The sequence below is a fragment of the Neisseria basseii genome (genome assembly GCF_962707005.1).
GTDB classification, from domain to species: domain Bacteria; phylum Pseudomonadota; class Gammaproteobacteria; order Burkholderiales; family Neisseriaceae; genus Neisseria; species Neisseria bergeri.
The window spans coordinates 42,056-56,785 of sequence record NZ_CAUIXH010000008.1 but is presented as its reverse complement, the minus strand read 5'-3'; the positions used below and the strand labels follow the sequence as shown (position 1 = coordinate 56,785).

At 54.5% G+C, this 14,730-nt stretch carries 7 protein-coding genes and 2 pseudogenes; 3 read left to right on the top strand and 6 right to left on the bottom strand.

Going from position 1 to position 14,730, the window contains the following annotated elements; translation table 11 throughout:
- Window positions 1–77: 77 nt before the first annotated feature.
- The gene (gene ppk2 / locus Q9I99_RS05890) at window positions 78–1,007 is read right to left on the bottom strand and encodes a polyphosphate kinase 2 (protein ID WP_003711028.1); all 930 of its coding nucleotides are present in this window, start codon (window positions 1,005–1,007) and stop codon (window positions 78–80) included.
- A gap of 168 nt (window positions 1,008–1,175) precedes the next feature.
- Between ppk2 and Q9I99_RS05885 the strand changes: the two genes are divergently transcribed.
- On the top strand, window positions 1,176–3,062 hold the full coding sequence (locus tag Q9I99_RS05885) for a bifunctional chorismate-binding protein/class IV aminotransferase (RefSeq protein WP_301668433.1): 1,887 nt from the start codon (window positions 1,176–1,178) through the stop codon (window positions 3,060–3,062).
- 60 nt (window positions 3,063–3,122) lie between these two features.
- Here the strand turns inward: Q9I99_RS05885 and Q9I99_RS05880 are convergent, their stop codons facing one another.
- Window positions 3,123–4,640 (bottom strand): surface lipoprotein assembly modifier, encoded by a 1,518-nt coding sequence (locus Q9I99_RS05880; RefSeq protein WP_301668434.1) that lies wholly within the window; start codon window positions 4,638–4,640, stop codon window positions 3,123–3,125.
- 176 nt (window positions 4,641–4,816) lie between these two features.
- Between Q9I99_RS05880 and hupA the strand changes: the two are divergent.
- Both hupA and hupB read left to right on the top strand, forming a co-directional pair.
- Window positions 4,817–5,831 (top strand): annotated as a pseudogene (gene hupA / locus Q9I99_RS05875) (hemoglobin-haptoglobin-utilization protein HupA).
- A 30-nt stretch (window positions 5,832–5,861) separates the two neighbouring features.
- Window positions 5,862–8,294 carry a hemoglobin-haptoglobin-utilization protein HupB gene (gene hupB, locus Q9I99_RS05870; RefSeq protein ID WP_301668435.1) on the top strand — a complete coding sequence of 811 codons (2,433 nt, stop codon included), beginning with the start codon at window positions 5,862–5,864 and terminating at the stop codon, window positions 8,292–8,294.
- Between the two features lie 1,115 nt (window positions 8,295–9,409).
- Here hupB and mnmE read toward each other — a convergent pair.
- The 4 genes and pseudogenes from mnmE to luxS form a co-directional block, all read right to left on the bottom strand.
- A complete protein-coding gene (mnmE, locus tag Q9I99_RS05865) occupies window positions 9,410–10,756 on the bottom strand; it encodes a tRNA uridine-5-carboxymethylaminomethyl(34) synthesis GTPase MnmE (RefSeq protein WP_301668437.1) in 1,347 nt (448 codons plus the stop codon).
- Window positions 10,757–10,966: 210 nt separating this feature from the next.
- Window positions 10,967–13,666 (bottom strand): annotated as a pseudogene (glnE, locus tag Q9I99_RS05860) (bifunctional [glutamate--ammonia ligase]-adenylyl-L-tyrosine phosphorylase/[glutamate--ammonia-ligase] adenylyltransferase); the annotation flags it as partial.
- A gap of 192 nt (window positions 13,667–13,858) precedes the next feature.
- The gene (locus tag Q9I99_RS05855) at window positions 13,859–14,128 is read right to left on the bottom strand and encodes a hypothetical protein (RefSeq protein ID WP_308447953.1); all 270 of its coding nucleotides are present in this window, start codon (window positions 14,126–14,128) and stop codon (window positions 13,859–13,861) included.
- A gap of 78 nt (window positions 14,129–14,206) precedes the next feature.
- Window positions 14,207–14,713 (bottom strand): S-ribosylhomocysteine lyase, encoded by a 507-nt coding sequence (luxS, locus tag Q9I99_RS05850; RefSeq protein WP_050894943.1) that lies wholly within the window; start codon window positions 14,711–14,713, stop codon window positions 14,207–14,209.
- Between the last annotated feature and the right edge of the window lie 17 nt (window positions 14,714–14,730).

The following is a 14,730-nucleotide window of genomic DNA, read 5'->3' as shown; positions in this document are numbered from 1 at the left end:
GCTTTAAAACCCCGATAGAAAATGCCGTCTGAACCCGTTTTCAGGTTCAGACGGCATTTTTATTGCTTCACCGGCAATCAGTCATGACCGAGGTCGATGTTTTTGTCTTTGTAGCGCGTATCGGGGACGAGGACGATTTTTTCATCCACTTTGCCGATAGCTTTCACGTCTTTGCCCGGGTAATCCAACTGGTGCAGGAAGTAGCGGATACAGTTCAAACGGGCGCGTTTTTTGTCGTCGGAACGGATGATGACCCAAGGCGCGTCGCCGGTATGGGTATGGAAGAACATGGCGTTTTTCGCTTCGGTGTAGTCGTCCCAACGGTCGAGCGACTGGATGTCCACGGGGGACAGTTTCCAGTGTTTCAGGGGGTCGTCGCGGCGGGAGATGAAGCGGCGCAGTTGTTCTTCGCGGGATACGGAGAACCAGAATTTGAACAGATGGATGCCGCTGGCGACGAGCATACGTTCCAATTCGGGTGTTTGGCGCATAAAGAGCATATATTCGTTGGGTTCGCAAAAGCCCATCACGCGTTCCACGCCGGCGCGGTTGTACCACGAGCGGTCGAAGAATACCATTTCGCCCGCAGTCGGCAGGTTTTGGATGTAGCGTTGGAAATACCATTGTCCGCGTTCGGTAGTGGTTGGTTTCTCCAATGCGACCACGCGCGCGCCGCGCGGGTTTAAATGTTCCATAAAGCGTTTGATCGTGCCGCCCTTGCCTGCCGCGTCGCGGCCTTCAAACAGGCTGACGATGCGCTGGCCGGAGTCTTTGACCCAGCTTTGCACTTTCAGCAATTCGATTTGCAGTTTGGCTTTTTCGGCTTCGTAGGCGGCGCGGCGCATACGTTTGCGGTAGGGGTAGTTTTCGGGCAGCGGGGCAGTGCCGGAATCTTCGGCAGAACCTTTGCCTTCGTGTTCCAAAACAGCTTTTTCAAATACTTGGAGCTGGTCTTGCTTTTCGCCCAATTCTACGTTTTCAAACGGTTGCAGCTGGTGGTCTGCCATAAAGGTCTCCTTATTGTATTTCAGGTTGGAAATCGAAATTTGTTTTCACAATTTTACACCTTCGCCCCCACTTTCTCTACATAAAATTACATTTTGCCGATATTTGCCGAATCGTCTGAAAATATGTGTAAAAAGAGCGTATAATCAAAAAATTTGCCTCGGATTGCTATGTCCTATTTCGCCCTGTTTGACGATGCCGTAAGCGGCCGCGCAAAACTCTGTCAAAATCATGTGGAAAGCCGTTTTTTCCATTATAAGGAACTGGATTTGCTGGACGATGCGCTGCAAAAGGGCTGGCAAAAAGGGCTGCATGCCGTGTTGTTTGCAGACTACGAATTCGGTTTGCCGCTGATGGGGGTTGAGTCCGAACGCGGCGGCAATCTTGCCCTGCACTGGTTTGCCGACTGCGCCGACATCGATGCCGAAAGCTGGTTTGCCCGACATTCAGACGGCATCCCCGCCGGCATTTCCACGCCGCAATCCTCCGTATCCGAAACCGATTACCTCGACCGCATCCGCCAAATCCACGAAGCCATCCGGCGCGGCGACACCTATCAAATCAACTACACCACCCGCCTGCACCTGCAAGCCTACGGCAATCCCGTCAGCCTCTACCGCCGCCTGCGCCAGCCCGTCCCCTATGCCGTCTTGTCCCACCTGCCCGATGCGGCAGGGGAATCCGTGTGGACGCTGTGTTTCTCGCCCGAACTCTTCCTCAACATCGCTTCAGACGGCACCATCAGCACCGAACCGATGAAAGGCACCGCACCGATTTTGGGCGACGGACAAGACGAACGCCGTGCCGCCGAGTTGCAAGCAGACCCGAAAAACCGCGCCGAAAACGTGATGATTGTCGATTTACTGCGCAACGACCTCGGTAAAATCGCCCAAACCGGCAAAGTATGCGTGCCCGAGCCGTTTAAAGTGTCGCGTTTCGGCAGCGTCTGGCAGATGACCAGCACCATCCAAGCCCAAGCCTTGCCGCACATTAGCGTCGCCGACATCCTCCGCGCCGCCTTCCCCTGCGGCAGCATCACCGGTGCGCCCAAAAAAATGAGTATGCAGATTATCGAAACACTCGAAACCGAAGCACGCGGACTTTATACGGGCAGCATCGGCTATTTGAACCCGTGTTCCGGCGGCTTGGGGTTTGAAGGCATATTCAACGTCGTTATCCGCACCCTGTCGCTCAAACCCGCTTCAAACCCGGCTTCAGACGGCATTGTTTCAGTCATCGGCGACCCGGATTCAAACGCGCAAGCCCGAACGGCAGGGCAAGGCGGGGCAACGCCGCATCCGTTTGAAACCAATCCGCCGTATCGGGGCGTGTACGGGGTCGGTTCCGGCATCGTCATCGACAGCGACCCTGCCGCCGAATATCGCGAATGCGGCTGGAAAGCCCGTTTCCTCAACGAATTGCGCCCCGATTTCGGCATTTTTGAAACCCTGCGCGCGGAAAACGGACGCTGCACCCTGCTCGACCGCCACCTATGCCGTCTGAAAACCTCCGCGCAAGCCCTCAACCTGCCCCTGCCCGACGGTTGCGAAAATCAAATCAAACAATACATCGCCCGCTTGCCCGACGGCGTGTTCCGCATCAAAGCCCTGCTCGCTTCAGACGGCATCAGCCTGTCCCGCGCCGTTTTAAACCGTCTGACCGACAAACAACGCGTCATCATTTCGCCCGCCGTCCTGCCCGCACAAAACTACCTGCGCCGCTTCAAAACCACCTGCCGCGCCCTCTTCGACCAAGCGTGGCAAACCGCCGAAACACAAGGCGCGTTCGACAGCCTGTTTTTCAACTCGGACGGCATTCTGCTCGAAGGCGGCAGAAGCAACGTGTTCGTCAAACATCGCGGACAATGGCTTACGCCCTCTTTAGATTTGGACATTTTAAACGGCGTGATGCGCCAAGCCGTGTTGGACGAACCGCAAAAATATTTGCACACAAATCAAGTAATCGAAACACACATCACACAAAAAACACTGCAAGAAGCCGAAGAAATCCGCCTCTCCAACGCCCTGCGCGGCGTATTTGCCGCCGCCCTTGCCTGAACGCGCAAAAATGCCGTCCGAACCTGTTTCCACAAGGTTCAGACGGCATTATCACACCATTCAAAACCGCCAATCCGCCGACACAAACACCTCGCTGTTGCGGCGTTTCGCATACGGCACATTACTTTCCGTCCTGCCGAAACGATAATTCAACGCCGGTACGATACCTTTGTACGACAACTTGTCGTGGCTCAAAGCCAGCGAGACATTCCATTCGCGGTTGCGTTGCGCCTCTGTCGAGAAAGCCGCAACGCCCTTATAGTTGCGGCGGGCATAAGACGCGGAAACCCGACTGTTCAAACCGCCCAACTGCCGCCACTCCTGCGCCCAGCCGGCATAAACACCGTTGCGCCGGTAGGCGGCATTATTGACCGCGCCGCCCACCGTTTCGCGTTTCGGCACAAACCGCACAAACTGCCAGCCGCCGAACACAGTTGCCGATTCGCCCAAACGTTTTGCCGACGAAACATAAAACCCGTCCTGCCTGCCGTTATTGTATTCCGCCCTATCCTGTTCGCGGTAGCGTTGGCGGTAATGTTCCAGCGCGACCGAAAATTGCCATCCCGGGTTTGGGCGGTAAGTATGGGACAGCTGCACGCCGACTCCGTGCGCCAGCATATACGGCGGCAGGCGGCGGTTGTTTACCCGTTTTGTTTTCGCATCAAAGCCGTCGCTGCCCGACAACTGCACCTGATAAAACGGCAAAATCCCCGCCGTCTGCCGCGCATTTTTATACTGCCAACCCAAATACGCCCTGCCGAACCCGTCGTCATAAGCTGATTTTTTACTGAAATAATAGCTCGTGCCGCTGATATTGGAACGGAACAACAAATAATGATTGTCCGCCAACGCCGTCAGCTTTTCCGCCTCGATTTCATAATTCAAGCCTGCCGCCCGCTCCGCCCGGCTGACACTGCATATCTGACTGCCTCCGTCTTGCCGGCAATATTGCGGCGCGGCATTATTGGCGTTTTGATTGACCGCCGGGCTGATACCGCCCGAAAAACGCCAGCCCGTCAGCCCCTCCGCTTTTTTCCGAAAACGCCCCACATTTTCCAAAACCGGCGCCGGCAAATCCAATTTTTCCGCCTCGGCAAAATGCCTTTCTGCCGACTTCAGCCGGAAATCGTCAAACTCCGCCGCCGCCAAATCCAGCAAAATCCGCTCGTCTGCCGCATTTTCCCCGTGCAGCTTCCGATACCGCGCCACCGCCTCCGCCGGCCTTCCCGCCAATTTCGCCAGCAAAGCCTGCGCCCTGCCGTACAAAACTGCATCATAATCCGGCAGCTTGGCATACAAATCCGCCAACGAAGCGATTAAATCCGCCTGATTGCCGTTGAGCGCGTCGCGCAAACTATGTTCCAACATTTTCGGGTGCGCCAACAAAAAATCCCCATCAACCACGCGCGGGGCATCATTTTCAACTTTCCAATCCGATTCCGCCCATTTATCCGACACCGACCGCCACACCTGCGACAAAGCTTTGTCATCCAAAATTGCAGGCGCATCCGCCCCATAGGCGGCAGAAACACCTGCCGCACACCAAACAACCAAAAAACCGTATCTGAAATACAACATACCCTGTCATTTACCTTTCCGGCAAACACGCCGCCGAAACACGTCAAACCATCCGAAAAACAGGCAGAAAACCGTGAAAACCGGTTTTGCATCGCCCCACAAAACAGTTGACATCATATAACATTTAAACTGATAATCAAAACTATTATTAACACATCATCAAGATTGAGTATGCGATGAAATACAAAGCCCTGTCCTTACTGCCGCTTGCCGCCGCCCTTGCCGCCTGTGCCGGGGGGGGGGGTAGCCGAACCGCACGTCCCCTTCTCCATTCCCACCGCCACGCCGCTGCCCGCCGGCGAGGTAACGTTATCAAGCGATAGCAGCAACATCGAAAACATCAACACCGCCGGTACCGGCACCGGAAGCACATCCGGCATTTCCATTCAGCAGCGGGAAGTAGAAGTACTTTTCGGCAACAAACCTTTCATCTTCAAAACACCCGGCGGCGCGCAATACGCCCTTTCATCCTACGCCGACCCCCTAACCCCCAGCTACTCCTCTCCCGATTTCAAAATTCCCGACCGCCACGCCGGGCAGCGGCTTGCCGACGGCAGCCGCATCTTTATCTGCTGCAGCGACTCCGGGGCTACTACGTATGCGGAAATTACCAAACAAGATTATATGAAATTCGGGGCGTGGATAGGCCCCAACGGCGAAATCGACCTCTTCGCCGGCGGCTTCCCCGTCGGCAAAACGCCGCCGCCTAAATGGGGCAGCCACACACCCGAAACCAAAGGCACAGGCAAAATCACTTATCAGGTTTGGGGCATCCGCGTCAAAGACGGGCAATTTGTTACCTCCTCTTATACGCCGCCGAAAAACAGTAGTTCTTATTTGTACAAACCTACCAACACCCCCGTCCTTTCCTTTATCACCGCCAATTTCAACAGCAACAAACTGGCAGGCAAAATCCTCGGCAACAGCGATTACGGGCCGGATGTGGAAATTAAAGAAGCAACGATTAACGGACTATCCTTTTCCGGCGATGCCACGTCCGGCGGCAAAACCGGCAAATTGGACGGCAAGTTTTTTGGCAAGTTCGACAGCACCCGCAGCAGCGACACCGGCATAGGCGGCAAAATCACTTTTAAAGACGACCGCTCCCTCGATACCGTATTCGGCGGCGTGATTTATGAGAAAAAACTTGATGACAAAACCAGTCAAGATACCACCCATCTCACAAAATAATAATTAATCCGCTTTTAAAAAGGTTTTCTTATGCACATCCCTTTCAAGCCCGTATTGGCTGCCGCCGCCATCGCCCAAGCGTTTCCCGCCTTTGCGGCAGACCCCGCGCCGCAGTCCACCCAAACGCTGAACGAAATCACCGTTACCGGCACGCACAAAACCCAAAAACTCGGCGAAGAAAAAATCCGCCGCAAAACCTTAGACAAGCTCTTGGTCAACGACGAACACGACCTGGTGCGCTACGACCCCGGCATTTCCGTCGTCGAAGGCGGCAGGGCGGGCTCCAACGGCTTTACCATACGCGGTGTCGATAAAGACCGCGTCGCCATCAACGTTGACGGGCTGGCGCAGGCGGAAAGCCGCTCTTCCGAAGCCTTCCAAGAATTGTTCGGCGCGTACGGCAACTTCAACGCCAACCGCAACACTTCCGAGCCGGAAAACTTCTCCGAAGTTACCATCACCAAAGGCGCGGACTCGCTCAAATCCGGCAGCGGCGCATTGGGCGGCGCAGTCAATTACCAAACCAAATCCGCAAGCGATTATGTTTCCGAAGACAAGCCCTACCATTTGGGGATAAAGGGCGGCAGCGTCGGCAAAAACAGCCAAAAATTCAGCAGCATCACCGCCGCCGGCAGGCTCTTTGGTTTGGATGCCTTATTGGTTTATACCCGCCGCTTCGGCAAAGAAACCAAAAACCGCTCGACCGAGGGCGATATCGAAATTAAAAACGACGGATATGTCTATAACCCGACCGATACAGGCGGACCCAGCAAGTACCTGACCTATGTAGCCACAGGGGTTGCGCGCTCCCAACCCGACCCACAGGAATGGGTAAACAAAAGCACCCTGTTCAAGCTGGGCTACAATTTCAACGATCAAAACCGCATCGGCTGGATTTTTGAAGACTCGCGCACCGACCGTTTTACCAACGAGCTGTCTAATTTGTGGACGGGTACGACCACGGCTGCCGCGACGGGCGACTTCCGCCACCGCCAAGACGTGAGCTACCGCCGCCGCTCCGGCGTCGAATACAAAAACGAATTGGAACACGGCCCGTGGGACAGCCTCAAGCTGCGTTACGACAAACAACGCATCGATATGAACACTTGGACTTGGGACATCCCGAAAAATTACGATAAAAGAGGCATCAACGGCGAGGTTTACCATTCGTTCCGGCATATCCGCCAAAACACCGCGCAATGGACTGCCGATTTTGAAAAACAACTCGACTTTTCCAAAGCCGTTTGGGCGGCGCAATACGGCTTGGGCGGCGGCAAAGGGGACAATGCCAACTCGGATTACAGCTATTTCGCAAAACTGTACGACCCCAAAATCCTCACTAGCAACGATGGCAAAATCACGATGCTGATCGAAAACCGGTCGAAATATAAATTTGCCTATTGGAACAATGCGTTTCACTTGGGCGGCAACGACCGCTTCCGCCTGAATGCGGGCATACGCTACGACAAAAACAGCAGCAGCGCGAAAGACGATCCGAAATACACCACCGCCATCCGGGGGCAGATTCCCCATTTGGGTTCGGAACGCGCGCACGCCGGCTTCAGCTACGGCACGGGGTTCGACTGGCGGTTTACCAAGCATCTGCACTTGTTGGCAAAATACAGCACCGGCTTCCGCGCGCCAACTTCAGACGAAACCTGGCTATTGTTCCCACACCCCGATTTCTACCTGAAAGCCAACCCCGAACTGAAAGCGGAAAAAGCCAAAAACTGGGAATTGGGTCTGGCGGGCAGCGGCAAGGCGGGCAACTTCAAGCTCTCAGGCTTCAAAACCAAATACCGCGACTTTATCGAACTGACCTACATGGGCGTTTCGTCAGACGATAAAAACAACCCCAGATACGCCCCGCTTTCAGACGGCACGGCATTGGTCAGCTCGCCCGTTTGGCAAAACCAAAACCGCTCCGCCGCCTGGGTGAAAGGCATAGAGTTTAACGGCACTTGGAACCTCGACAGCATCGGCCTGCCCAAAGGGCTGCATACCGGCCTCAACGTCAGCTACATCAAGGGCAAGGCAACGCAAAACAACGGCAAAGAAACGCCCATCAACGCGCTTTCGCCGTGGACGGCGGTTTACAGCCTGGGCTATGACGCGCCTTCCAAACGCTGGGGCATCAACGCCTACGCCACGCGCACCGCCGCCAAAAAGCCGTCCGACACCGTCCACAGCAACGACGACTTGAACAACCCGTGGCCTTATGCCAAACACAGCAAGGCCTATACGCTGTTCGACCTTTCCGCCTACCTCAACATCGGCAAACAGGTTACGCTCCGCGCCGCCGCGTACAACATTACCAACAAGCAGTACTACACTTGGGAATCTTTACGCAGCATCCGCGAGTTCGGCACGGTCAACCGCGTTGACAACAACACCCACGCCGGCATCCAACGCTTTACCTCGCCGGGCAGGAGCTACAATTTCACTATCGAAGCGAAGTTCTAAGCTCCTGATGTGCCAATGCCGTCTGAAACCCGATGATTTGGGTTTCAGACGGCATTTTTTACGGTCGCACCGCCGCCCCCTTTCAGGCTTGTACCAAGCCCAATCCCTCAACTCTCCGTCATTCCCGCGACTCTCCGTCATTCCCACGGAAGTGGGAATCTAGAAACGCAAAGCTGCAAGAATTTATCGGAAATGACTGAAACTCAACGAACCTGGATTCCCGCCTGCGCGGGAATGACGAAGCCATCCGCACGGAAACCTGCACCACGTCATTCCCACGAAAGTGGAAATCTAGGACGTAACATCTAAAGAAACCGTTTTCCCGATAAGTTTCCATGCCGACGGGGCTGGATTCCCGCCTGCGCGGGAATGACGGCAGAGCGGTTTCTGTTTTTTCCGATAAATTCCTAAAACTCAAAATTTCATCATTCCCACAAGGACAGAAAACCAAAAACAGAAACCCAAAATTCGTCATTCCCACGAAAGTGGGAATCTATTTCGTTAAGTTTCAGTTATTTAGAATAAATTTTGAAACTTTAATCCTGTCATTCCCGCAAGGACAGAAAACCAAAAACAGCAACCTAAAATTCGTCATTCCCACGAAAGTGGGAATCTAGTTCGTTGAGTTTCAGTTATTTAAAATAAATTTTGAAACTTTAATCCCGTCATTCCCACAAGGACAGAAAACCAAAAACAGCAACCTAAAATTCGTCATTCCCACGAAAGTGGGAATCTAGTTCGTTGAGTTTCAGTTATTTAAAATAAATTTTGAAACTTTAATCCTGTCATTCCAGCGAAAGCGGGAATCTAGGACGTAAAATCTAAAGAAACCGTTTTCCCGATAAGTTTCCGTGCCGACGGGGCTGGATTCCCGCCTGCGCGGGAATGACGATATTTCAGTTTTCTGTTTTTGATTTTTTTGTTTTTACAGGAATGACGGGGCCTTCAGTATTGAAAAAAGTTGCCGTACCGCGCCGATAATTTCCGCCTGCGCGGAATGAGGATTTAAGCGTTGCCCGAAATTCAAAAAAAACTAAAACCAAACGGATCGGATTCCCGTTTTTATGGGATAACGGAATGTTCAGCCGGACACCGCCACGATGCTTTCGATCCGTTTATTTTCCGATGCAGAATCTCGAAAAAATTACGCCGAGCAAATCATCTGCGGTAAATTCCCCCGTAATTTCGCCGCACGCGACCTGCGCCAGCCGCAAGTGTTCGGCAAACAGCTCGATTTGATGGTTGCCGCACAATGCCGCCAGCGACAATTCTTCCTGCGCCACTTTAAGTGCGTTGACGTGCCGCGTCCGTGCCAAAAACAGCCCTTCGCTTTCGCCCTGCCAACCGGCCTCGCGCAACAGCGTCCGTTTCAGCGCGTCCAAGCCGTCGCCGGTTTTCGCCGACAACGCGATGACGGTTTCCGCGCCCGTACCGAACCCGCCTGCCGCGTGTGCGTGCAAATCGGATTTGCTGTGGATTTCAATGCGTTTCAACTCCGGCGGCAGCGCGTCCAAAATCGCCCGTGTCTTGTCGTTCACGCCTTCGCGCGGATCGACCAACACCAGCGCAACATCCGCCTCCGATACCGCCTTGCGGCTGCGTTCGATGCCGATACGCTCGACCACGTCGTCCGTCTCGCGCAAACCTGCCGTATCGACAATATGCACCGGCACGCCGTCAATCAGGATACGTTCCCTGACCGCGTCGCGCGTCGTTCCGGCAATATCGGTAACAATCGCCACTTCGTCGCCCGCCAGCGCGTTCAACAGGCTGGATTTGCCGACATTCGGCGCGCCGACCAATACGACATTCAGACCTTCGCGCAAAATCGCGCCCTGCTGCGCGTTGGCAAGCACATCATCCACGGCGCGGCGCAAGCCGTCCAGTTTGCCGCGTGCATCCGCCGCTTCGAGAAAATCAATGTCTTCCTCGGGAAAATCCAGCGTCGCTTCGACCAGCATCCGCAAGGTAATCAAATCTTCGACCAGACCGTGTATCCGCCGCGAAAAATCGCCCTTGAGCGAGCGCAACGCCAGACGCGCCGCCGAACGGCTGGATGCGTCAATCAAATCCGCCACGCCTTCCGCCTGTGCCAAGTCCAGTTTGTCGTTCAAAAACGCACGCTTCGTAAACTCGCCCGGCTCGGCAAGGCGCGCGCCCAGTTCCAAACAGCGGTTCAGCAGCATATCCATCACTACCGGCCCGCCGTGTCCCTGAAGCTCGATGACATCTTCGCCCGTAAAACTTGCCGGCGCGGCAAAAAACAGCAAAAGCCCGCTATCGATTGCCTGCCCGTCCGCGTCCGTAAAATCCGCATAGGTTGCCACGCGCGGTTTGGGCGTTTTCCCGCACAAAGCCTCTGCCATCGGCAGCAGGTTTTTCCCCGATATGCGTATCACACCCACGCCGCCGCGTCCGGGCGCGGTAGCGACTGCCGCAATCGTTGGAACGTTATCCGACATAAAACCCCCGAAAATTCAAAACAGCCGCGATTATAGCAAATGCCGTCTGAAGTCCGACGGTTCGGCTTTCAGACGGCATTTTTTACGGTCGCTTGGAAGATGTCGGAACGGACGTAGTTTGGGCGGGTGTGAAACCCGCCGCTACAGTGCGTTTCTGTCGTATCGAATGCCCTTGCGGCATGGGCGTTCTTATCTGAACTTGCTTTAAGCTCAAAGCGTTTTGGCTTCCTCCCCGAACACTTCCCACCACAATTTCCTGACATTGCCGTAATGGGACAGTAATTCGTCGCTTACTTCGGTTTTTGCCGCGTTGCGCAATTTGGTGTTGTGCTGTTGCTGGCGGTAGAAGCGGTAGGCGGTGCGGCTTTGTTCGGCGAGGGTTTTGTCGATGAGGCCGCAGTCGGCGGCGATGTTCAAGAGGGCGATGTTGCCGTAGTTGTCGAGAAGTTGCGGATATTGGCGGGTATGGGCAAGTATCAGATATTGGACGATAAATTCGACGTCGACCACGCCGCCGCGCGCGTATTTGACGTTGCTGTCGGCAGGCGGGTGGGTGGGGAACATTTTTTCGCGCATTTCGATGATTTCGCCTGCCAGGGCGGTTTGGTCGCGTTCGGCGGTGAGGATTTCGGTGCGGATGCGGTCGAAGGCTGTCTGAATCTCGGGCGAGCCGCAGATAAAACGGGCGCGGGTAAGGGATTGGTGTTCCCACGTCCACGCGTTTTCGCGCTGGTATTTTTCAAAGGCGGCGATGCTGTGGGCGAGAAAGCCGGCGTCGCCGTTGGGGCGCAGGCGCAGGTCGGTTTCGTAGAGGCTGCCCGCGCCGGTGGCGGCGGAAAGCCGGCCGGTCAGGCGGCGGGCGAGCCGTCCGTAAATATCTCCCGCGTCGGGATGGGGGTCGTCGTAGAGATAAACCAAATCCAAATCGGAGGCGTAGCCGAGTTCTTTGCCGCCGAGTTTGCCGTAGCCGATGACGGCGAATTGCGGGGTATCGCGGTGTTTTTTGGGCATATCCGCCCACGCGCACGAAAGGGCGGCGGCGAGGATGGTGTCGGCGAGGGCGGAGAGCTGGTCGGAGAGGGATTCTACCGTCCACAGTCCGGCGAGGTCTTGGACGGCGAGGCGGAAGACTTGGGCGTGCTGGAAATGGCGCAGGGTGTCCATTTGCGCTTCGGTGTCGCCTCCGCAGGCTTTGATGCCGTCTGAAAGTTCGGCGGCGAGTTTGTCCCAGTCAAACGCCGTATCTAATAATTGCGCGCTGATGAGTTCGTCCAACAAAATCGGATATTTGTTCAGATACGCCGCCACCCAAGAACTTTGGCCCATAATCTCTGCCAGTTGCGCCAGGGTTTGCGGATGCTCGTTGAGGAAGGCGAGATAGGCGGAGCGGCGGCTGATGTTTTCGAGGAAGTCAAACAGCCGCATCAGCGTATTGGTCGGGTTGGGTTGCGCTGCCGCCGCTTGTACCAACAACGGCACAATGGCGTCAAAACGCGGCTGGGCGTGTGCGGAAAGGTGGCGGTATTTATGGCCGTTGCGGATTTGGTCGAGCCGCGTGGCGATGGTTTCGGCATCAAACCCATATTCTTTCAGACGGCCTAGCCGTTCTTCTTCGTCAGGTTTTTCCTGCCATGCCCATTGCCATTCGCTGTTGTCTTGCGTTTGTTCTTCGGGTTCGCTCAAGATTTCATTGAACAACTGATTGACTTTGTTCCGATGCACATTGAGGCCGTCTGAAAAAGCAGCATAGCTGTCGAAACCCATGCTTTCGGCGAGCAGTTGCTGCTGTTCGGGCGAGGAGGGCAGGGTTTGGGTTTGCTGGTCGTCCCAGTATTGCAGGCGGTGTTCGACGTCGCGCAGGAAGCGGTAGGCGGCAAGCAGGGTTTCGACGTTTTCAGACGGCATGATGCCCAACTCGGCAAGCTTCTTCAGCGTTTCCTGTGTGCCTTTCAGTTGCAGCGCGCGCATTTGTCCGCCGCGTATCATTTGGAAAATCTGGGCGATAAATTCGACTTCGCGGATGCCGCCCGCGCCGAGTTTGATGTTGTCCGCCATGCCTTTTTTGCTGACTTCGCTGCGGATTTGGCGGTGCAGGTTACGCATCGCCTCATACGCGCTGTAATCCAGATATTTGCGGAACACGAAGGGGCGTACCAGCGATTTGATGTCGTTCGGATACGGCGTAACCACGCGGCCTTTGCACCACGCGTAGCGTTCCCATTCGCGCCCTTGCGTAATCAGATATTGCTCCAGCGCGGTTTCACTCAACACCAGTGCGCCCGAATCGCCGTCCGGCCGCAGCCGCATATCGACGCGGAACACCTGCCCGTCGGCGGTAATGTCGTTCAGCAACGCAATTAGTTTCTGCCCGACTTTGGTGAAAAATTCCTGATTCCCCCGTTCGCGCCTGCCATCGGTGTCGCCCGATTCGGGATAGATGAAAATCAAATCGATGTCGGAAGACACGTTCAACTCATAGCCGCCCGCCTTGCCCATCGCCACCACGCTCAAATGCTGCGGCGATTTGGTATAACGCCCGATCGGCGTGCCGTACATGTCCTGATAATAGGCGTAGGCGAAATCCAACGCGGTATTGATGGCAAAATCGGCAAACAGCGTAATCGTGCGGGTAACTTCGTTCAAATCGCTGATACGGTTTATATCGCGCACGATAATCTGCGACACGACATAACGGCGCAACTCGCGCAACTGCCGCGCCAATTCTTCCTCGTTTTCTTCCGCGCGGATTTTGTCCCAGTCGGCAAAGGCTTGGAAATCCGCTTCGGTCAACACCTTGTCCAACATGGGCAGGAAAATTTCGGGCTTGAGTTTGCCGTTGTCGAGCAGGCGGTCAAGGAAGAGGGAATGGCGGCGGGCGGTGTCGAGGCGGTTGTCGGACATTTTGGATTCCGTTTGGAAGGATGACGGGAATGTTAGAGTAGAGTGGCTTAACTTTAAATCAGGACAGGGCGAGGGGATGCCGTATTGGTTTAAAGTCAAGCCACTATATCATAGCAACCTTCGATGCCGTCTGAAACCTTACCCCGATATTCGGACGGATGCCTGCCGATAAAAAACAGCGGCAAATGCCGCTGCCCTTGTTTAGCCTTCGCCACGTTCTTTCAGAACTTTGCGGGCAATGGCTTTTTCTTGTGCCGAATTACCGAAAAAACCTTCGCTTTTTACGACACGGCGTAATTTTTCACTGGATTCCTGCTGATATTCGTTCTGCAATTTACGGCTTCTCTCGTTAAATTGCTTTACGCCTTCTCCTGCTTCTTTTGCCAAATTTGCCACGCTATCCCAAAAACCCATAATCATGTTCTCCAATCGTTTCAAATAAATAAGGTCGTTGTTTCTGTCAAGAAACAACGACAGTTTATAAACTGTCGGAAAACAAAATGCCGTCTGAAGACAGATTCTGACTTTCAGACGGCATTTCAAAACAGATTAAGCGTTCAGCAGGCTTTCATCCAAAGCCAAATCGTCGTTTCGGTTAACTGCCACTTTGCGCGCCAACACGTTTTGCGCGATTTGCTGCGCTTCGGCAAGCGAGTGCATTTGATAAGTGCCGCATTGGTATTCGTTCAACTCGGGGATTTTGCTTTGGTCTTTGACATTCAAAACATCCTGCATCGAAGCCAGCCACGCATCGGCAACCTGCTGCTCGGAAGGCGTGCCGATAAGGCTCATATAAAAACCGGTGCGGCAGCCCATCGGGGAAATGTCGATGATTTCCACGCCGTTGCCGTTCAAATGGTCGCGCATAAAACCTGCAAACAAATGCTCCAGCGTATGGATGCCTTTTTCGGGCAGGATTTCTTTGTTGGGAACGCAAAAGCGCAGGTCGAATACGGTAATGGTGTCGCCTTTGGGCGTGGTCATGGTTTTCGCCACACGTACGGCAGGGGCGTGCATACGGGTGTGATCGACTTTAAAACTGTCTAACAGGGGCATTGGGTTATCCTTTTGTG

What these genes read in the sequence shown, in the direction of transcription:
- hupB (WP_301668435.1), top strand. Translation starts at nt 5,862, where the DNA reads ATGCACATCCCTTTCAAGCCCGTATTGGCTGCCGCCGCCATCGCCCAA.
- Q9I99_RS05885 (WP_301668433.1), top strand. Translation starts at nt 1,176, where the DNA reads ATGTCCTATTTCGCCCTGTTTGACGATGCCGTAAGCGGCCGCGCAAAA.
- luxS (WP_050894943.1), bottom strand. Translation starts at nt 14,713, where the DNA reads ATGCCCCTGTTAGACAGTTTTAAAGTCGATCACACCCGTATGCACGCC.
- mnmE (WP_301668437.1), bottom strand. Translation starts at nt 10,756, where the DNA reads ATGTCGGATAACGTTCCAACGATTGCGGCAGTCGCTACCGCGCCCGGA.
- ppk2 (WP_003711028.1), bottom strand. Translation starts at nt 1,007, where the DNA reads ATGGCAGACCACCAGCTGCAACCGTTTGAAAACGTAGAATTGGGCGAA.
- Q9I99_RS05880 (WP_301668434.1), bottom strand. Translation starts at nt 4,640, where the DNA reads ATGTTGTATTTCAGATACGGTTTTTTGGTTGTTTGGTGTGCGGCAGGT.